This is a genomic window from Bacteroidales bacterium (assembly GCA_031276035.1).
In the GTDB taxonomy this organism is placed as follows: domain Bacteria; phylum Bacteroidota; class Bacteroidia; order Bacteroidales; family BM520; genus RGIG7150.
Genome location: JAISNV010000010.1, coordinates 86,240 through 106,817, shown reverse-complemented (window position 1 = coordinate 106,817; position 20,578 = coordinate 86,240). Strand labels below are relative to the sequence as shown.

Here is a 20,578-nt window from a genome sequence, read left to right as displayed (position 1 = left end):
AAGTCCTGTCGGATTTTCAAGCGTTCGTCCCCGCACAAACAGCAGTTAGCCGCCACCTTCGCCAAGCCGCCGACCATTGGCGGTAACTTTGGCGAGCGATAGTGCGTTAAATAACTGATTATATCCTTTATTGTCCCTCGATGAAATTCCAGCAACACGCTTGAAGAATTTCCCCAAAAACGTTGAGAACGAAAAATTCAGTTTATTGCCAATTTGTTGAATGGCATATTGATTGATTTCTCAACACTCTCGATATTCTTTGGGCGACATGCCTACACAGCTCTTAAAATATTTACAAAAAAACGATGGATTGGGAAAATTAAGCTCATTGCTTATTTCTTGAATCGAAAGTTCGGTTGATTTCAGCAGAAGTTTAATTTCCACAACCGTACAGCTGTCAATCCACTCTTTTGCGGAACGTTTATCCATATCCAATTCTTTCAATATTGCTGAAAGATATTTGGGCGTAATATGAAGTTTTTCGGCATAAAATGAAACTTCTCTGCTGGTTTTGAAATGTTTCAATACCAAACTGCAAAATCGTTCCATTATCCCCGTCTTACGCGAGCGGGAAGAATGTTCCAGCGATTCGTGTCTTTTTATTTTATCGTAAACGTCCAAGAAAAAATTACGTAGCGTATTCATGATTATTTCTCTGCAAAAAAGATTTTCTTCGTCCCCGTAATACAGTTTCAAAGAACAAAAGCAATGTCGGTAAAATTTATCGAATTCTAATTCGCCATATTCATGCGTGTTGTTTTCTTTAATATAACCCACAAAAGCAGGCGGAAAACGAAACAGAATTTCGCTCATGAATTTGGATGACAATCTTATGTATAAAAAAGAAAAATCGGGTATGGTCGATACAGCTTTAGAAGTAAAGAAATATGTCAAATCCGTATTCGGAGCAACTTCGCCCCAATTCAAACAAGTAAGCAAATTAGAGTTTTCTCGCCCGAAATAGAGCATAAAACTCGAAACCGATAACAGAAATAAGCCTTGCTTCGCAAGGCTTATTTCTGTTATAAGTTACATTCTTCCGTCCGCTTTTGATATTCCATTATCCGCATTTGTAATTTTCCCAAAGGGGGATTGTATTTTTTTTATCCGAGATTGATATTCTTGCATACGGGTTTAATATTTTAGTGTCCGAGTTTGTAATTCTTTCGTCCGAGAGTTATATTATTCAATCCGATAAATATATTCTCACAACCTGACCAAGTATTTTCCGATCCGAGTTCATAATTGTTTAAAGAAAAATTGTACTTTTACAAATCGGATTTCTACATATAGAAAACGACAATGAAGAAATAAGCAGTAAAGCAACCCCCAACAAGCGTTATGAGGAATCAGGTTATGATACAAGAATTATAAAATAATAAAAAAATGATTGATGTGATTTTTCAAATTATTGCAATACTGATTTTGATATTTTTCTATGCAATTTATATCGGAAAAATGATTGCACAAAGAAAAAAGGGAATTCAAACGGACCAAATAGCTCGCGGGAAGAAATCAAAAAGACTTTTCAGAATAGAAATAGCAATGAAATTAGCAACTTACAGTATTGTTGTGGTTTAAATTCTGAGCATTTTTATGAATACAACGATTTCCTGTTTCCCGGTTAAAATTGCTGGTTCTGTTTTAGGAATATTAGGTGTTGCGATTTTTGGTGTTGCTGTTTATACAATGCAGGATAGCTGGAGAGCAGGAATACCGGAAAAAGACAAAACAGAACTGGTTACAAAAGGTATTTTCAAAATAAGTCGTAATCCGGCTTTTCTGGCTTTCGATTTAGTTTATCTGGGCATTCTGCTTATGTTTTTTAATTGGATATTGCTTTTCTTTACCATTTGGGCCATGATTATGTTACATTTGCAAATAAAACAAGAAGAGAAATTCTTATTATCGGCATTCGAAGAAAAATATATTGAGTATAAAAAGCGAACCCGAAGATATTTATAAATGAAAACCACAAACGAGAAAATAGAATTAAAAGATAAGAACGGCAAAAATCGTATCGGAAGAAAAATATCCGTAAGTTCTACATTCAATTGCTCGCCTGAAATAATGTGGGAAAAATTACTCGATATTGAAACACTTATAGAAATATGCAAACCCAAAGCCTCTTTTAAAAGTGTTTCCAAGATGCCGGAAAAATGGGAAGAAAACGTTATTTATAAATTCAAACTTTTCATTTACGGATTTATTCCTTTTGGAAAACATGAAATTCTATTGGAAAATATCGATCAGAGCAGAAAAGAAATACAATCAAAAGAACACAATAAAATTGTTCGTATTTGGAATCACTTGATTATTCTGAATGAAACACAAGATGGGAAAACCTTCTACACAGATATTGTCGAATTGCATTCAGGAATATTTACATACTTTACTGCTCTTTGGAGTATAGGTTTTTATAAGCACAGACAAAAAAAATGGAATAAAATAATAGAACGGTCAGGTAAAGAATCGAAAGAAAATACCTGTACAAGCGTTTCGGCGTAATGCAGAACTTTGTCGTGGTTTAACAATTCATTGCGATTTTACCTCTTCCAAATGCCAAGTCTCATAAAGTTTAGTGCCATTTGTAGTAAAAATATATGATTTTATTCAGAAGATAAATTCTGCTGTAATAAAATTTCCAACCTAAAATACAGATAATTACAAAAATTTTCCTACATTTCTTCAATCAAAATCAGAATTTTAAAAATAAATTATACGATTATCGTCACATAATAAAACAATCGTATATTTGCTTTCGAATCGTAAACAGAAATTAATATATAAATTGATTGTCTATTTATCTGATTATATAAATTTTAAACTTAATGCTAAGTTTTTATGAAAGCAAAAACAATTATAGAATTAAATGATTTAGTGAAAAAATTTCCTGTCGGAGACGGATTTTTTACTGCATTGAACAAAATTAATCTTTCGTTTGGCGAAGGAGAATTTGCCGGTTTGGTGGGACCAAGTGGTTCAGGGAAAACCACTTTACTCAATATTATCGGTTCTCTTGATGTGCCAACTGAGGGCAAAGCAATTGTAATGAATCATTCCATTGACAAACTTACAGCAAAAGAATCTGCTAAATTACGAAATGAAAATATTGGGTTTATTTTCCAGAGTTACAATCTCTTGCCTGTTTATACGGTATATGAAAATGTAGAATTTGCCTTGCTCCTGCAAAAAATTCCATCCGAAAAACGCAATAAAATGGTCATGGAATCTCTTGAGTGGGTCGGACTTACCGACAAAGCAGATTCTCGTCCGTCTCAACTATCCGGCGGCGAAAGCCAGCGTGTTGCTATTGCACGCGCAATGGTAAAACGCCCGACCATTGTTCTTGCCGACGAACCTTCCGCCAATCTGGATGCGAAAAACTCGCATACCATTCTTCAAACCATGAAAAAACTAAATGAAGAATTAAATACAACCTTTATTTTTGCCACCCACGACGAAAAGGTAATGCAATATCTAAACCGCATTGTATCTCTAAACGATGGAAAAGTGGAGAAAGATGAGCTTATTTGACGATTTAAAAATTTAATCTAAATAAAGTAAACAATATGTTAACAATACGTACTGCATTTAAAAACATACTCGGAGCAGGAAAACGCACTTGGCTCAATGTATTTGTGCTTTCTTTTACAATGGTTATTACTGTAGCTTTCAATGGATTGATTGACGGATGGGTGGAGGAATCGAAAGAAGAATCTATAAAATGGGAAATGGGAGACGGGCAGTTTTGGCATCCGAAATATGATCGATACGATATTTTCAGTCTTCAAGACGCTCATGGGCAAATTCCGTCAGAACTTATTTCTTATGTGGAAAGTGGCAATGCGGCTCCTGTATTACTCACTCAAGCAACCATTTATCCGCAAGGAAGAATGCAAAATATAATTCTAAACGGAATTGGCATTGAGCAATCCGTTTTAGAAATTCCTGTCGATTTATTACGGACTGAAAATAAAGCAGATATACAAGTTATCATTGGCGAAAGAATGGCAAATTCTGCCGAACTCAAAAAAGGCGACAGGGTAATGCTTCGCTGGCGAGACAAAAATGGCGTTTTTGATGCACAGGAAGTTGTAATTGCAGGAATTTTCAACAATAAAATTCCGACTACAGATGCAGGGAAAATCTGGATGAATATCAACGATTTATACAATATGACCGAAATGCATGGCGAAGCAACTTATATTGTAAAATCGAAAGATTGTCCCATAAATAATGTAAATCAATGGATTTTTCACGATTTAAAATATCTTTTGGCAGACATTGAGGAGATGCAAAAGAGTGCATCTATGGAGTCGGCTGTAGTTTTCATCCTGCTATTATCAATTTCATTATTAGCTGTTTTTGATACGCAAACATTATCTATATTCCGCCGTCAGAAAGAAATCGGAACCTACATAGCCTTAGGAATGACACCTCGAAAGGTTATAGGATTATTTACTCTCGAAGGAACTTGTTACAGTATTCTCGCCGTTGCTGCAGGAATAATTTGGGGAACGCCATTGCTGATTTTATTCAAAAAATACGGATTCAGTATTCCCGGTTCTTTCCAAGATATCGGCGTAGTAATGGGAGATGCGATGTATCCGGTTTATAACTTTTCAAGCATAATCACAACTTTGTTTATCATCATTATTTTATCCGCTTTCATCAGCTACATCCCCGCTCGAAAAATCGCCAAACAGAATGTGGTTTATGCGTTAAAGGGGAAGATTGAGTAGTGATGAGTTATGAGATGAGTGGAATAGTAAAATTTTAAAATGAAAGTATATGGCAAAAAGTATATTAAAAGATAAATCATTTCTCTTTGCAATTGAATGCATTGAGTTATATAAATTTCTTACAGAAACTAAAAAAGAGTTTGTTATGAGTAAGCAATTTTTAAAATCATCAATTTCTGTTGGGGCTAATATCCGAGAAAATCAAAATGCAGAAAGTTCTATGGATCTTATTCATAAATTAGCAATTACTCAAAAAGAATGCTATGAAAAAACTTATTGGTTAGAGTTATTAAAAGCAAAGAACTATATAGAATCGGACGTATTTACAAAGCACAACTACAATGCAACAGAAATTCTAAAAATGATTAGAAGCTCTATCCTAACAAAGAAAAACAATCTCAAAAACAAATCATAACTCATAACATAAATCTCACAACTATCACCATGAATAAATTTCTATTAAAAGGTATTATCCGAGACAAACGCCGCAGCCTTCTACCTGTGATTGTGGTTACTATCGGTGTATTTTTTGTCGTATTTTTGGATGGATTTATCGGCGGAATGATGAGCAACATGATAAAAATGACTGCAAATTTTCAAACCGGGCATCTTAAGGTAACGACTCGTGCCTATCTGCAAAATGAGGAGCAAAAGCCTAACGACCTGGCTCTGCTTGATGTAGATGTTGTAATGGACGAACTCCGGCAAGATTTCCCCAATGTAGATTGGAACGAACGTATTTACTTTGGCGGTTTGTTAGATATTCCCGATGAAAACGGCGAAACTAAAGCACAGGGACCTGTAAGCGGAACGGCATATAATCTGCTTTCATCAAAAAGTAAAGAATCGCAACGAATTAATCTTCAAAAATCAATTGTCGATGGCAACTTAATAAAAAAACAAGGAGAAATAATTGTCAGTTACGATTTTGCTCAGAATTACGGCGTAAAGCCCGGTGACGAAGTTACATTTTTTGGTTCAACGATGTACGGTTCAATGACTTTTGTTAATTATATCGTTGCCGGAATTGCTCGTTTTGGGACAGGAATGTTAGATAAAGGAGCTGTTATTCTGGATATTTCGGATGCTCAAACTTTGCTCGACATGGATAATGCGGCAAGCGAAATTTACGGATATCTTCCTCAAGAACATTACAACAATCTGCAGGCCGAAAAAATCAAAACTCAATTCAATGCGCTGTGTGCAGACGATAAAGATGAATACGCTCCTGTTATGCAGCAGCTTGCCGACCAAAACATGATGAAGCAAATGTTGGTTTACGTAGATAATATGTCGCTGATAATTGTTTTATTGTTGATGTTAGCTCTTTCAGTTGTTCTCTGGAACACAGGACTTTTGGGCGGAATCCGGCGTTACAATGAATTTGGCGTTCGGCTCGCAATGGGTGAATCCAAAGGACATATCTATCGTTCCTTACTAACAGAATCCTTATTTATCGGAATCATCGGTTCAATTTTCGGAACGTTTTTCGGCATTCTTCTATGTTCCTATCTGAGTAAACACGGAATTGATTACGGCAGTATGATGGACAATTTGTCTATGATGATTGACCCCGTGATACGCGCCGAAGTCCGGTCGAGACTATTTTACATCGGATTTATTCCGGGAGTACTATCCATTTTTATCGGTACCGCCTTAGCCGGAAGAGCAATCTACAAACGGAAAACGGCTATGTTATTTAAGGAATTGGATTGATTTGAAATTCAAAGATTTAAAAATTTAAATATTCAAAATTTTAAAAAATGAAAAAAATAACAATATTCACAATTGCAATCTTTTCGACTTTGGGTTTATTTGCTCAAACCGCAACGGAAATTCTGGACAAAATCGACAAAAACATGTCGGCAGAAAGTCGGGTTATCGAATCAACAATGATTATTCACGGAAAACGCAACGACCGTACCCTGACTTCGAAAAGCTATGTCGAAGGCGAGAAAAAATCCTTTACAGAATATCTTTCTCCTGCTCGCGACAAGGGAACAAAAATGTTGAAATTAGACAAAGAACTTTGGGTTTATTCACCTTCTACAGACCGTACAATTATGATTTCGGGACACATGTTACGTCAATCGGTAATGGGTTCCGACCTTTCGTATGAAGATATGATGGACGACCGAAAGCTGCAAGACACTTATACATCGGTTATTACAGGGGAAGAAACCATTGACGGACGAAATTGTTTCGTTCTCAAACTTACCGCCAAAGCAGATGACGTTGCTTATCATACGCAAAGCATTTGGGTGGATAAAGAACGCTTTATTCCATTGAAACAGGAGTTATTTGCCAAAAGCGGGCAACTGTTAAAACGAATTACGCTTTCCGATATTCGAAAAATCGGAAAGCGTTGGTTTCCCATGATGATGAATTACAAAGACATGCTCAGCAATGGCGATGGAACAGACTATATCATCAATAGTATAGAATTTGATAAAACTATTCCCGAACATATTTTCAGCAAAGCAGGATTGAAGCAATAGGGAAATTCAGAAATTCAAAGACTTAAAGATTCAAATATTCAAAAATTTAAATTTCTTATGGAAGTAAACAAAAAACAAATCGACATTCTCAACGCAACTAAGGACTTATTTTATAAATACGAATTTCGGAAGGTAACGGTAGAAGATATTTGTCGCGCCGCCAATGTGAGTAAAATGACTTTCTACAAATTTTTTTCCAACAAATTAGAGGCAGCAAAAAGCATGTTAGACCTGCTTTTCGGTGAAGCTATGGATAAATTTGATGCTATGATGGGTTCCAACATTCCTTTTGCCGAGAAAATGAAACAGATTGTAGTAATGAAAGTCGAACGTTCAAAGAATTCGGAAATGGTTATTATTCAGAATCTTTATACCGATACTGATCCCGAAATTGCACAATATATTCAAGGCTGGATTCATAAAGGATTGAATTTCACAAAAAAACATTTTCTAGAAGCACAACAGAAAGGCGAAATGCGGAATGATATTTCGGTAGAACTCATTATGCTTGCTATCGATAAAATGCAAGAGATTGCTAAAGATAAACGTATTTTTCAAATATATGACAACACCCGTGATTTTACGACCGAAATAACAAAGCTGTTTTTGTACGGAATAACTAATGATGAGGAAAAGTATTAAAATTCAAGAATTTAAAGATTAGAATATTACGCATTTATAAGTCTTACGATAAATTCCAAAAAATATCCAAATAGAAAATAAAAGTAATAATAAAGAATCGCAACAATAAATAATGAAACTCTTAAAACTCCGAATCTTTTATTTTTAAATAAGAAATACAAAACCGTTTGAAACCAATTATATACATAACGTTATTACTTTTTTCGATGCAAATATTTGCCCAGGAAGCGGATACAATTCCTCATGCAAACAAAGAAAATAATTTTCAATTCAGCGGACAACTCTCGGGATGGATGCAATATACGCCAAATATTGACATGGACTTTTGGATAGGAGGACGATATATTCCGCAAATCAACTACAAAATTCCATTTAAAAAGAAGAAGGATTTGATGATTGATTTTGAGGTTTCCGCAAATATTTACGGAGATATGGGCGTGCATTTCTTTGATAGTCTTGATTTTTCAGGAAAGATAAAACCCTACCGCGCCTGGGTGCGATTTTCTTCTCGCCGCACTGAATTACGATTAGGCTTGCAGAAAATTAACTTCGGCTCCGCAACTATGTTCCGCCCGCTGATGTGGTTCGACCGTATGGATGCTCGCGACCCATTGCAACTGACAGACGGTGTTTACGGGCTGTTGTTTCGTTATTATTTCCAAAACAACACCAATCTCTGGTTTTGGGGGTTGTATGGCAATCGCGATACTAAAGGCTTTGAAATTCTTTCCGGCAGCAAAAAATATCCCGAAGGTGGAATGCGGGCGCAATTTCCGATAAAACGCGGAGAAATTGCCGGAACGTATCATTTCAGAATGGCAAATACAAAACTGTTGCAAGATTATGGTTTGCCACTCAATTACAATGAAATCGGAGAACACAAAATCGGTTTCGACATGCGTTTGGATGTCGTTATCGGACTTTGGCTGGAAGCCTCTTGGACAACTTTTAACAGGAATCTGGATGTTTACACCAATCAGGAAATGATTACATTAGGAATGGATTATACCTTTGGTGTCGGAAACGGATTAAATTTTGTTTTCGAACAGATGGTTTACTCCAATGATAAATCGCCATTTGCCTTCTCCAACGCTACAACTTTTTCCGGGCTTTCCCTCTCCTATCCGCTTGGCATGTTCGACAATATCAGCACAATGATTTATTTCGACTGGATAAATGCAAAAGTCTATGCTTATTTAAGTTGGAAGAAAGAGTTTAAAGTCGTAACTTTTCATGTAATCGGCTATTGGAATCCGGAACAATACGCACTACCGGGACAAAGTCTTGAAAGCAATCGATTCACCGGAAAAGGGTTGCAGTTTTTGGTGGTATGGAATCATTGATTTTTCATATTAACCATTCAGTAAAAATTTATATTTTTGTATCCGTTATTTCATTTTAAAAAATGAGAAAAAGGAGTTGATTTAATTGAATAAAATAACAACTATCCGACAAAATTTCAATTTCAAAATAATGAAATAAAGTATTTGAATGATAGTTCGACGAATTTCATAAAATAAATAAGAATTTATCAGAATGAAATATTTTACATACATATTAATTTTATTTTTTATGGCTGGATGTACAAGTGTATCCTCAAACAAAGAGAATAGTAAAGCTACGATTATTGCTTTGGAGAAACAGGCTCTGGAGTTATGGAATAATGGAAATCCGGACGGATTTTTAGATTTATCTTCCGATGATGTTGTTTATATTGACCCTGCTTTCGAGAATAAATTAGAAGGAAAAAAAGCTCTGGAAGAATATTATAATAGCGTCAGAGGTAAGATTAAAATCGATTCGTATGAAATGATAAATCCTACAGTACAGTTATCAAAAGACATTGCTGTTCTGACATATAATTATGAGGTTCAAAGAGATGGTCGGATATTCAAAATGAACTGCACAGAGGTTTATAGATTAGATATATCTGATCGGTGGAAAATCATACACACTCATTGGTCTTTCGTTCAACCCAATGAATAAATCAAAAATAGAAAAATAATCGTCTTTTCGGTAAGCGGTTCGGCATCAAGCTAAACGTCCGAATACCAAGGCATCGGCCGTTGTCCTCGATTAAGCTTGAAGAACAGGAATGATAACTTTTGCGAATAAAGTACAAATCGTCAAAAATCAGTTCGGCATTACCGGCGATACAGTAAAAAACAGGAACAATTTTTAAAACTTCAACATATCAGAGCGAGATTGCTCTGAATCAAAATAATTTGTGATACCTCATCTTTTAATCTTATCATTTTCTTAACAAGTCCGAAAATCAGACGTAACATTCTACGAATACTTTTGTGGCGTCAAATTAAAAAAGTATAAGTATGATGAAACATTTAAGATTAAGTAAAAAGACATTGTTTGTTTTATGCGGATTTTGTTTATCTGCAATGAGTTTCGCACAATCTCAGGAAGCCGACACCAATCGGTTTGAAGTAATGAAACAGAAAACACAAGCGTTGGAAGAAGAAGTAAAAGGATTAAAAAAGTTTAAAGTTTCGGGTTACATTCAGGGACAATACCAGTGGGGTGAAGAAAATGCTTCTCTAAAAGTAGGTTCGGCAAACGAAAATCCTGAAAAAGCATTTAACCGTATCGGCATCCGTAGAGGACGAATCAAATTTACGTATGAGGGGAAAATTGCTTTGGGAGTATTTCAGTTGGATTTGACTGATAAAGGCGTTGGATTCAAAGATGCTTATCTCGGTATTAAAGACCCGTGGTTTAATTCGCAGAGCATGATTAAAGTCGGTATTTTCGATCGTCCGTTCGGCAATGAAATCAGTTATTCTTCTTCACTTCGCGAGTCTCCCGAACGTTCAACCGTTTTCCAGACACTCTTTCCCGAAGAACGAGATTTAGGAATCATGTTACAATTACAAGCCGGTAAATCTTCGCCGTGGAATATTCTTAAATTGGAAGCAGGAATTTTCGCCGGAAACGGTATCAAAATGGAAACCGATAACCGTAAAGATTTTATCGGGCATCTTTCCGTAAATAAATCTTTTGGAAGTAATATAAAGCTCGGAGGAGGAATTTCATATTACCACGGTAGCGTTTATCAAGGCAGTAAAAACATATATACAATGGATAACAACGGATATATCCTCAGCAGTGACGACATAAATATAGGAAAATTTGCCAAACGGGAATATGTTGGCTTTGATATTCAATTCAGCATTTCCAGTATATTGGGTATGACACAATTAAGATCGGAATATTTGTTCGGACAACAACCGGGCGGTAAATCCAACAGTAAAAGTCCTAACTCATCATCATTACCTTCAAGCGATACCTATATTAGAAATTTTTCCGGCTGGTATGTGATTTTCATACAGGATTTTGGTCCGCTTCCTCTTTCTGCCGTGCTTAAATACGATGTATATAATCCAAATACAAAAATATCCGAAAATGAAATCGGTTTAAACAATACAACAGCCGGTGATATTGCTTATAATACATTGGGTTTAGGATTGTTATGGCGAGCTACAAGCGACATAAGAGTTCAGGCATATTACGAAATCATCAAAAATGAAAAAACGGAAAATCTTGCCGGTTACGAAGAAGATAGAAAAGATAATGTTTTCACATTGAGATTACAATACAAATTTTAATTGAAGTTTCAAAAATCGAGAACAAAAAAATGAGAAAACCGAAATTTAATCCAAAATTAAAAAAACGAATAATACATTTCTTAGTAAATTACATCACAAATCACTGGTTAATAAATCCTTCAATTATGATAGACATTGTATTAAACTCTCAAAAGAAATCTTAACAAAATCGTAACAACATTGTCAACAAGGCGTAACATTGACAATCTATTTTTGCACCGAATAAGTAAGTAAATAAAAAACATTAATTTAATAGTAAAAAGAAATGAAAAAAGTAATTTTAGCAACAGTAATTTTAGCAAGCGTCATGTTTAACGCCACTGCACAAAAAATCAAAGGTTCCGATACCGTATTACCAATATCACAAAAAGAAGCGGAAAGCTATATGAAAGAAAACGCTTCACAATCTGTTACCGTAACCGGAGGCGGAAGCGGCGTAGGAATATCCGCCTTAATGCAAGGTACAACAGATATTGCACAATCTTCGCGAAAAATTAAGTTCGATGAAAAACAAAAACTGCAAGAAGCCGGAAAATCAGTTAAGGAAGTTGTTATTGCCTACGATGCTTTGGCAATCGTTGTACACCAGAGCAATAAAGTAACCAACCTTACCCGAGAGCAATTAGAAGACATCTTTACCGGAAAAATCACTAACTGGAAAGAAGTTGGCGGCGAGGATTTAAAAATTGTGCCTTATTCCCGTGAAACATCATCCGGAACTTATGAATTTTTCAAAGAAAGCGTTTTGAAAAATAAAAACTATATGAACGGCATAATGAGCATGCCGGCTACCGGTTCTATTATTCAATCTATCAGTCAAACAAAAGGTGCTATCGGTTATGTTGGATTAGCCTACTTAAATAAAGATGTAAAAGCTATTCATGTTTCTTACGACAATGGGAAAACATACACAGAACCGTCTGTTGCCAATGCAAAGAACAAAACTTATCCAATTGTACGCCCTTTATATTACTATTACATAACAAGTTCGGAATCAAAAATAAAACCGTTTATTGATTATGTTCTTTCAGACAAAGGACAAAAAATAGTATCTGAAGTCGGATTTATTATGATTAATTAAGAATTAACGGCGAAGAATAGAGAGTTAAGAATCGGAATGAAGAAAAAACAATATATTAAATTGAAATAAAAAAATGAAACAAAAAAGAAATTTTCAATTCTCAACTCTCCATTCTCCATTCAAAAAATTTATAGAGTGTATTGTTGAAAGTATTTTAACTGCAAGCGGAGCTATTACAAGCATTATAATATTATTAATTGTCCTATTTTTATTCAAAGAAGGTTTTGGTTTATTTAAAAGTCCGACAGTAGAAAAAGGATATATGCTTTGTGTAAATGCATCAAATCCTATTGAAACTCTGACATCGCAACAAATAAAACAAATCTTTGACGGTGAAATCACAGAATGGAACATTGAAAATGGAGAGTTGAAAACAGAAGGCGAAAATAATTTTCAATCCTCAACTCTTAATTTTCCATTAGAAATTATGATATTCCGTTTTGACGACATATTCAATCTTTATTCCGACGAGGAGTTGGGAGAAAATTATGATCTGCTTCCGGAAAAATTAGGTGAAGTAATTTCGGAAAATCCAAATATCATAGCCTTTCTTCCCGAAAAATATCTTCCCGAAAACAATGATGTTAAAACGCTATCATCAACTCATATAACTCCTGCCGATTTCTTTTTAGGTAAAGAATGGATACCTACTGCTACTCCTGCTGCTCAATTTGGTGTTCTTCCATTAATTATGGGAACATTATGGGTAAGTATTTTTGCCATAATTATTGCTTTGCCTTTAGGTTTGGGCGTAGCAATTTATCTTTCGGAATTAGCTGAAGAGCGCACCAGAAAATTATTAAAACCAAGCATAGAATTATTGGCGGGAATACCGTCGGTAGTATATGGATTTTTCGGATTGGTAGTACTTGTACCTTTGATTCAAAAAACATTCAAACTTCCTGTAGGCGAAACTGCTTTTGCCGGCAGTTTGATATTAGCCATAATGGCATTACCGACCATTATAAGCGTTGCGGAAGATGCAATGCGAAATACACCGCGAACCCTGCGGGAAGGAAGTTTGGCCTTGGGAGCAACACGTTGGCAAACCATATATAAAGTTGTTATTCCGCATTCCATCTCCGGTATCTCAGCCGCAGTGGTTTTAGGAATCGGGAGGGCAATAGGCGAAACTATGGCGGTGCTTATGGTTACGGGAAATGCCGCTGTAATTCCAAATTCACTTTTTCAACCTGTTAGAACTATTCCCGCCACTATTGCCGCAGAATTGGGAGAAGCTCCGGTTGGCGGAACTCATTATCAATCACTATTTATGTTAGGTTGTATTTTATTTGTCATTACGTTGATAATTAGTATTACAGCCGAGACTATTTCTAAAAAACAACCAAATAAAGGATTATAAGACTGATGAATAGAAAAATAACCCAAAATATAGCATTCGCTATTTTCAGAGTTCTCGGCATTTTTGTAGTAGGTATTTTATTTTGGATACTGGGGTTTATCATTTACAACGGAATTGGCATTATCAGTTGGGAATTCCTCACTACAGCTCCATCGGAAGGAATGACGGCAGGCGGAATATTTCCTGCAATTATCGGAACATTGTGCCTGATTGCCGGAAGTATTTTATTTGCATTTCCGTTAGGAATAATGTCTGCAATTTACACTAACGAATATGCGGGAAACGGATTGGTTATCAAATTTATCAGAGTGATGACCAATAACCTTAGCGGTATTCCGTCCATAGTATTCGGACTATTCGGAATGGCATTGTTTGTAAACACATTAGGATTCGGAGACTCAATTCTTGCGGGCTCCCTAACTTTAGGTTTGTTAATTTTACCTCTGATTATTCGTATTACGGAAGAAGCGCTAAAAGCTGTCCCAGATTCATATCGAACTGGGAGTTATGCTTTGGGAGCAACAAAACTTCAGACCGTCCGCAAGATTGTTTTACCTGCAGCAGCACCCAATATACTTACCGGTTTAGTATTGTCTATAGGCAGGGTATCCGGAGAAACGGCTCCTATTCTTTTCACAGTTGCCGCCTATTTTTTACCTAAACTGCCAAACAGTATTTTCGATCAAGTAATGGCTTTGCCTTATCATTTATATGTAATTGCAACCAGCGGAACCGATATTGAAGCATCCCGACCAATAGCTTACGGAACGGCTTTAGTATTAATTATAATCGTTTTACTAATGAATTTACTTGCAGCATTCTTCAGACGTTATTTCGGAAAGAAAACAAAAACAAATTAATTTAACATGATTCAAGCAAAAGATATTAATTTTTATTATGGTAATTTTCACGCTTTGAAAAACATCAACATGAAAATGCAAGCCAACACCGTTACAGCCTTTATCGGTCCATCCGGTTGCGGAAAATCGACCTTTCTGCGATTGTTCAACCGAATGAATGACCTGATTAGTAATATCAGCCTAACCGGAGAATGCTTGATTGACGGTGAAAATATTTACAATAAATCCGTGCAGGTTGATCAATTGAGAAAAAATGTAGGAATGGTTTTCCAGAAACCAAACCCGTTTCCGAAAACCATTTTTGAGAATGTGTCCTATGGGCTTCACGTCAATAATATGGGAGACAAAAAATACATAACGCAACGAGTAGAAGAATCGCTCAAAGCAGCAGCTCTTTGGGATGAAGTCAAAGACAAGCTGAAAAAATCGGCTTTCGAATTATCCGGCGGACAGCAGCAAAGACTGTGTATAGCCCGTGCATTAGCAGTATCTCCTTCTATTTTATTGATGGACGAACCCGCATCGGCATTGGATCCGATTTCAACTTCAAAAATAGAAGAATTGATACACGATTTAAAAAAGGAATACACCATTGTTATTGTAACGCATAACATGCAACAAGCAGCAAGAGTCAGCGATAAAACGGGATTTTTTATGCTCGGCGAATTAATCGAATACAGCGATACAAAAAAAATGTTCTTAAATCCCGATCAAGAACAAACACAAAATTATATCACAGGAAGATTTGGTTAGGCAATGAATAAAGGAAAATTGAAAAAACATAATATAAAATATTCATGTATATCAAAATTAAAAAAAGTAAATAAGATCAATATATCCATAATTATAAAAATTTAATTTTTCAATCATTTACATATGAACAAACACAAAAACATAGCATTAGTTGCCCACGACAATTGCAAAAAAGACCTTATTGAATGGGTTGAATGGAATTGGGAAGAATTAATTCAACATAAATTGATATGTACCGGCACAACAGGAAACTTCGTTGAAAATGTTTTACATCAAAAATTGAAAGATAATGGTAAAACAAAAACTTTCAATATAGAAAAACTTAAATCAGGACCTTTAGGAGGCGACCAACAATTAGGAGCTTTGATTTGCGACGGTGATGTGGATATCCTTATTTTCTTTTGGGATGCCATGGAACCGCAACCGCACGATGTAGATGTAAAGGCTTTGCTTAGAATTGCTACTTTATACAATATAGTTTACGCATGCTCAAGATCCGCCGCAGATTTTATAATCTCATCACATTTGTTAGACACAAAATATTCTCCGATCCTTCCTGATTTTGACAACTACAAAAATCGTAAATTATCATGAAACATACTGAACAAGAATTACAATCTCTTAGGGAAGAGATTAATCAAATGTGGCAATTAGTTTTATCGCAACTTGAAAAATCGAAACAGGCATTCTTGAATAGCGATATTGAATTAGCAAGAGAAATTGTCAGTCGCGAAAAAAGAGTAGATGTTTTTGAGCTAAAAATAGATAGTGATTGTGAAAATTACATTGCACTTTACAACCCCGTAGCAATAGATTTGAGATTGATATTATCTCTTATGAAAATAAACAGCACCTTGGAACGCATAGGCGATTTTGCCGCAGGAATAGCCCGTCATGTTATTGACGACGACTGTAATAAAATCGATATTTCCATATTTGAAGAATTACAAATCGAAAAAGCATTCGATATATTGCTCTCAATGCTGTCTGATTGTTTCGTAGCTCTTGAATCGGAAAACACAAAAATCGCAGGGAAAATATTGGCAAAAGATGAAGACATCGATGAAATTTACCGCAATTCTATCGTCATTCTCACAAAATATTTGCAGGAAAACCCCGCATACATACATTGCGGGTTGAAAATCATTCTTTTAGTAAGAAAATTAGAACGCATAGGAGATCATTGCAGTAATATTGTAGAAGAAATCGTTTTTTATGTAGATGCAAAAGTATTAAAGCATAACAATAAAAAGAACTTACGAAAATAGAGAAGCTAAATCTCTTCAGAATTGATTATTTGTTTACTTTTGTAAAAATATTTAGTGGATGCAACATAAAATCCTTATTGTCGATGACGACCGAAATATTTGCGAAATCCTCGAATTTAATTTAATTAACGAAGGTTATCAGGTTGAATGTGCCTATTCGGCAGAAGAAGCTTTGAAGAAAATATCCTCGGAACATACGCTCATCTTACTTGATGTTATGATGGGTGGAATATCGGGCTATAAAATGGCGGAAAAACTACGCAAAGACAACAATCAGATTCCTATTATTTTCCTAACAGCCAAAGATACTGAAAACGATATGCTTACCGGATTTTCCGTAGGAGCTGATGATTACATTTCCAAACCGTTTTCCATAAAGGAAGTAATTGCCCGCATAAAAGCCGTTATAAAAAGAATAGATGCTACAGAACAAAATACTAATGATAATAAAATCATTTTTGATGATATTATCATTGATATTATGGCAAAAGAGCTTATTATTAATCAAATACCTGTTACGCTCACCAAAACCGAGTTTGAAATTTTAATTTTGCTTGCTAAGAAACCCGATAAAATTTTTTCACGCGAAAATATTATTGATACTGTTTGGCAAGATTTTCCTTATATTACTGAAAGAACTGTAGATGTACACATTACCCGTTTAAGAAAAAAAATGGGGAAATATGCTTCCATCATTGTTAATCGACCCGGATATGGTTATAAATTTACTCCTTCCAATATATGAAATTAAGTTATAAACAAAAATTATTTCTTTATATTTTTATCATATTCGCGCTGTTTACGGCAGGAATTGTAATATTTGAACAGGCAAAAGAAAGAAAAACCAGAACAGAAATATTAGAAGGAAAATTGGACGCTTACGCCGAAATTGTCTATGCGGGGTTATCGGCTACCGGAAATAATCTGCAAAACATAGATAGCATAACCCGATTACTTCCTCAAAATATACGCCTCACCATAATAGATAAAAAAGGAAATGTGCTTTACGATAATAATGTTAAGAATATCTCTTATTTAGAAAACCACTCTGTTCGTCCGGAAATTATGATTGCGCATGAAAAAGGGAAAGGAACAGATATTCGTACATCTGCTTCCAATAATAAAGAGTATTTGTACTACGCCAAAAAATTCAACAATTATTACATTCGCACCGCCTTGCCTTACGACATTCAAACACAGCGATTTATTAAACCGGACAATCTGTTTATATACTTTATTATTGCTTTCTTTTTAGTAACATTATTTGTTATCAATATTATTGTCGGAAGATTTGGAAAATCAATACAAAAATTACGGGATTTCACTCTGTCTGAAAACAAAGACCAATTTATAAAAAATACTATAGAATTTCCTCACGACGAATTAGGCGAAATCGGAACAAAAATCATTCGGGATTACAATTATCTTCAGGAAAGCAAAAAAACAATAGCTCTTGAAAGAGAAAAATTACTACAACATGTTCATACCTCCGAAGAGGGATTATGCTTTTTCAGTGCCGATAAAAAAATCGAATATTATAACGGCCTTTTTATGCAATATCTCAATACAATCATTGGAAATACAAGCATAGATCCATCTGTAATTCTTTCGGACGACACTTTTAAAGATGTCTCAACTTTCATTATTTGTAATAATGAAGAGAAATATTTCGAAACACAAATCAATAAACAGGGAAAACACTTTACTATACGGGTAAATATTTTCGACGATAATAGCTTTGAAATTATTCTGAACGACACCACTAAGCATGAAAAAGTAAGACAGCTAAAACAAGAGATTACCGGCAACATAGCACATGAATTGCGAACTCCAGTAACAAGTATTCGCGCTTATCTTGAAACCGTTTTAGGAAAAAAATTAAGCACTGAAAAAGAGCATCATTTCATTCAACAGGCTTATGACCAATCCGTTGTATTATCAGAATTGATTCAGGATATGGGCTTAATCACAAAAATGGAAGAAGCTCCAAATTCATTCAATCTTACCCCAATCAATATAAACGAGTTGCTCAACAATTTAAAAAATGACCTTCAAATACCCTTACGGGAAAAGGGAATAAAAATGGAATGGGACATTCCGGAAAACCTGATAATAAATGGAAATCAAAACCTCATCTATTCTATCTTCCGCAATCTGACCGATAATGTTATTCGTTATGCAGGAGAAAATGTAACAATAACAATTACAAAATACAATCAAGATAAACAATTTTACTATTTTTCTTATTCCGACAACGGAGTAGGAATTTCCGATGAATCTCATTTGAATAGACTTTTCGAACGTTTTTATAGAATAACCGAAGGTCGCACCCGTGATTCGGGCGGCTCCGGATTAGGATTATCCATTGTTAAGAATGCAATCGCATTTCACAAAGGTTCAATTGTCGTTAAAAATAAAAAAGGAGTAGGTTTGGAATTTTTATTTACTTTGAAAATCGATTAATTATTCAAAGAATTCAAAAAAGACGAATGCCGAATATTGTAAATATTTACAGACAACACAGTGTGTAACTAAGTCAGTAACATCTAAAGAAAACATTGATTTGTAAAACTGTTTAAAGTTTTGAATTCCGGAATTTTGTATCTTCGCAGAAAATTTTGCTGAAATCTTGCATTATACTACGTCGCAAAAACGTTAATAGCAATATTATCAGATAGTATAATTTATAATAATATAATAATAACATTAAGATTATGGAAAAAAATTATTTAAATGCAGAAATCAAATTGATAGATAACGGACTTAAATTTCAAACAAAAACAGGAAATAATCCGGAAATAATTACCGACTATATTCCTCCTTTGGGAAATGGCGAGGGATATATGCCGTTAGAATTATTTTTAATAAGTTTCGGAACTTGTATCAGTGGAGTCGTATTGCCGATGTTAAGAAAAATGCAAAAAAATATCGAAGAATATTCTGTGAAAATAGCAGGAATTAGAAAGACAGAACATCCTACCGGATTTAATAAAATAATTCTTGATATATTTATAAAATCAAAAGATATTACTAAAGAAGAAATAGAGAAAATAATTAAAATGGCCGAAACAACATACTGCCCTATATGGTCTATGCTGAAAAGCGACATAGAAATAGAAACAAACGTATTTATTAAATAGAAGATATAAAAAAAACATTTCACACAACAAACTGCTTTGTAACCATAAGATTAATGACTCCTTTCGATAAAATATTAGCTACTCCAAACAGGTTTAGAAAAATAAATATCGTAAATTTATAATTCCGGAAAATTATCCGAAAAAACTTACAATCGTACTATTTGGTATTGAATTACAAAATACTCCATTCCTGATCGTTAGCAAAAATGATTATCATTGACTTGTTCTGATGAACAAAAAACTTTATTTTTTACAGTCGATATAAAAAAGTATGTGCAAATAAAGAATACATAACATTATGTAATTACGAAGAATAATGTTTAAAACCAAGTGAATTAAAAAAGATATAATTTTTCAATAATAATTTGAAATATTAAAATAGATTTACATATAACAATCAATTATGCGTAATGACAATTAAAGTATTCAATATGGTAAATTTTAGGTACATTTGCAAATGTTAATTAATCTAAAGATTTTGAATATAAATCTACACAACGCTATAAAACTTCGAAAACGATGTTTTACATATAAAAATAATTCTAACAAATAATCATAATTGCATTGAAAATGAATCTAATGAAAATATTAAAAAAATATGAGACTAC

At 34.5% G+C, this 20,578-nt stretch carries 23 protein-coding genes; 22 read left to right on the top strand and 1 reads right to left on the bottom strand.

The features are described 5' to 3' along the window. Window positions 1–240 precede the first annotated feature (240 nt). Window positions 241–813: a helix-turn-helix domain-containing protein gene (locus tag LBP67_02615; GenBank protein MDR2083872.1), complete on the bottom strand. Its 573-nt coding sequence runs from the start codon at window positions 811–813 to the stop codon at window positions 241–243. On the opposite strand from LBP67_02615, the gene LBP67_02610 reads away from it, so the two are divergent. From LBP67_02610 to LBP67_02505, 22 genes are all read left to right on the top strand, one after another. Further along, the gene (locus LBP67_02610; protein ID MDR2083871.1) at window positions 812–964 is read left to right on the top strand and encodes a hypothetical protein; all 153 of its coding nucleotides are present in this window, start codon (window positions 812–814) and stop codon (window positions 962–964) included. The genes LBP67_02615 and LBP67_02610 overlap by 2 nt on opposite strands. Window positions 965–1,386: 422 nt before the next feature. Continuing rightward, window positions 1,387–1,581 carry a hypothetical protein gene (locus tag LBP67_02605; GenBank protein MDR2083870.1) on the top strand — a complete coding sequence of 65 codons (195 nt, stop codon included), beginning with the start codon at window positions 1,387–1,389 and terminating at the stop codon, window positions 1,579–1,581. Window positions 1,582–1,596: 15 nt separating this feature from the next. Beyond that, the gene (locus LBP67_02600) at window positions 1,597–1,965 is read left to right on the top strand and encodes an isoprenylcysteine carboxylmethyltransferase family protein (protein MDR2083869.1); all 369 of its coding nucleotides are present in this window, start codon (window positions 1,597–1,599) and stop codon (window positions 1,963–1,965) included. Then, on the top strand, window positions 1,966–2,508 hold the full coding sequence (locus LBP67_02595; GenBank protein MDR2083868.1) for a hypothetical protein: 543 nt from the start codon (window positions 1,966–1,968) through the stop codon (window positions 2,506–2,508). Window positions 2,509–2,844: 336 nt separating this feature from the next. Further along, the gene (locus tag LBP67_02590; GenBank protein ID MDR2083867.1) at window positions 2,845–3,537 is read left to right on the top strand and encodes an ABC transporter ATP-binding protein; all 693 of its coding nucleotides are present in this window, start codon (window positions 2,845–2,847) and stop codon (window positions 3,535–3,537) included. Between the two features lie 35 nt (window positions 3,538–3,572). Next, window positions 3,573–4,745 carry an FtsX-like permease family protein gene (locus LBP67_02585; GenBank protein MDR2083866.1) on the top strand — a complete coding sequence of 391 codons (1,173 nt, stop codon included), beginning with the start codon at window positions 3,573–3,575 and terminating at the stop codon, window positions 4,743–4,745. Between the two features lie 49 nt (window positions 4,746–4,794). Beyond that, window positions 4,795–5,160: a four helix bundle protein gene (locus LBP67_02580; GenBank protein ID MDR2083865.1), complete on the top strand. Its 366-nt coding sequence runs from the start codon at window positions 4,795–4,797 to the stop codon at window positions 5,158–5,160. Between the two features lie 29 nt (window positions 5,161–5,189). Continuing rightward, window positions 5,190–6,461, top strand: a complete 1,272-nt coding sequence (locus LBP67_02575; GenBank protein MDR2083864.1) for an ABC transporter permease — start codon at window positions 5,190–5,192, stop codon at window positions 6,459–6,461. A 47-nt stretch (window positions 6,462–6,508) separates the two neighbouring features. Continuing rightward, window positions 6,509–7,243: an outer membrane lipoprotein-sorting protein gene (locus tag LBP67_02570; protein ID MDR2083863.1), complete on the top strand. Its 735-nt coding sequence runs from the start codon at window positions 6,509–6,511 to the stop codon at window positions 7,241–7,243. Between the two features lie 57 nt (window positions 7,244–7,300). Next, the gene (locus LBP67_02565) at window positions 7,301–7,885 is read left to right on the top strand and encodes a TetR/AcrR family transcriptional regulator (protein ID MDR2083862.1); all 585 of its coding nucleotides are present in this window, start codon (window positions 7,301–7,303) and stop codon (window positions 7,883–7,885) included. A gap of 206 nt (window positions 7,886–8,091) precedes the next feature. After that, window positions 8,092–9,228: a hypothetical protein gene (locus LBP67_02560; protein ID MDR2083861.1), complete on the top strand. Its 1,137-nt coding sequence runs from the start codon at window positions 8,092–8,094 to the stop codon at window positions 9,226–9,228. Between the two features lie 229 nt (window positions 9,229–9,457). Beyond that, window positions 9,458–9,871, top strand: a complete 414-nt coding sequence (locus LBP67_02555) for a nuclear transport factor 2 family protein (protein ID MDR2083860.1) — start codon at window positions 9,458–9,460, stop codon at window positions 9,869–9,871. A 344-nt stretch (window positions 9,872–10,215) separates the two neighbouring features. Further along, complete coding sequence (locus LBP67_02550; protein ID MDR2083859.1) at window positions 10,216–11,505, top strand: hypothetical protein; 1,290 nt, start codon at window positions 10,216–10,218, stop codon at window positions 11,503–11,505. Between the two features lie 265 nt (window positions 11,506–11,770). Further along, a complete protein-coding gene (locus tag LBP67_02545) occupies window positions 11,771–12,586 on the top strand; it encodes a PstS family phosphate ABC transporter substrate-binding protein (protein ID MDR2083858.1) in 816 nt (271 codons plus the stop codon). A gap of 73 nt (window positions 12,587–12,659) precedes the next feature. Then, the gene (gene pstC, locus LBP67_02540; GenBank protein MDR2083857.1) at window positions 12,660–13,949 is read left to right on the top strand and encodes a phosphate ABC transporter permease subunit PstC; all 1,290 of its coding nucleotides are present in this window, start codon (window positions 12,660–12,662) and stop codon (window positions 13,947–13,949) included. A 5-nt stretch (window positions 13,950–13,954) separates the two neighbouring features. Beyond that, window positions 13,955–14,809: a phosphate ABC transporter permease PstA gene (gene pstA, locus LBP67_02535; GenBank protein ID MDR2083856.1), complete on the top strand. Its 855-nt coding sequence runs from the start codon at window positions 13,955–13,957 to the stop codon at window positions 14,807–14,809. A gap of 6 nt (window positions 14,810–14,815) precedes the next feature. Continuing rightward, window positions 14,816–15,562, top strand: coding sequence for a phosphate ABC transporter ATP-binding protein PstB (pstB, locus tag LBP67_02530; GenBank protein MDR2083855.1), 747 nt, complete (start codon window positions 14,816–14,818; stop codon window positions 15,560–15,562). 123 nt (window positions 15,563–15,685) lie between these two features. Further along, window positions 15,686–16,156: a methylglyoxal synthase gene (locus tag LBP67_02525; GenBank protein ID MDR2083854.1), complete on the top strand. Its 471-nt coding sequence runs from the start codon at window positions 15,686–15,688 to the stop codon at window positions 16,154–16,156. Next, the gene (phoU, locus tag LBP67_02520) at window positions 16,153–16,830 is read left to right on the top strand and encodes a phosphate signaling complex protein PhoU (GenBank protein MDR2083853.1); all 678 of its coding nucleotides are present in this window, start codon (window positions 16,153–16,155) and stop codon (window positions 16,828–16,830) included. Before LBP67_02525 ends, phoU begins: the two co-directional genes overlap by 4 nt. Window positions 16,831–16,888: 58 nt before the next feature. After that, window positions 16,889–17,575 carry a response regulator transcription factor gene (locus LBP67_02515; protein MDR2083852.1) on the top strand — a complete coding sequence of 229 codons (687 nt, stop codon included), beginning with the start codon at window positions 16,889–16,891 and terminating at the stop codon, window positions 17,573–17,575. Next, complete coding sequence (locus LBP67_02510) at window positions 17,572–19,293, top strand: two-component sensor histidine kinase (GenBank protein ID MDR2083851.1); 1,722 nt, start codon at window positions 17,572–17,574, stop codon at window positions 19,291–19,293. The genes LBP67_02515 and LBP67_02510 overlap by 4 nt, the downstream gene beginning before the upstream one ends. A gap of 251 nt (window positions 19,294–19,544) precedes the next feature. Beyond that, window positions 19,545–19,970, top strand: a complete 426-nt coding sequence (locus LBP67_02505) for an OsmC family protein (GenBank protein ID MDR2083850.1) — start codon at window positions 19,545–19,547, stop codon at window positions 19,968–19,970. The last annotated feature ends 608 nt before the right edge of the window (window positions 19,971–20,578 follow it).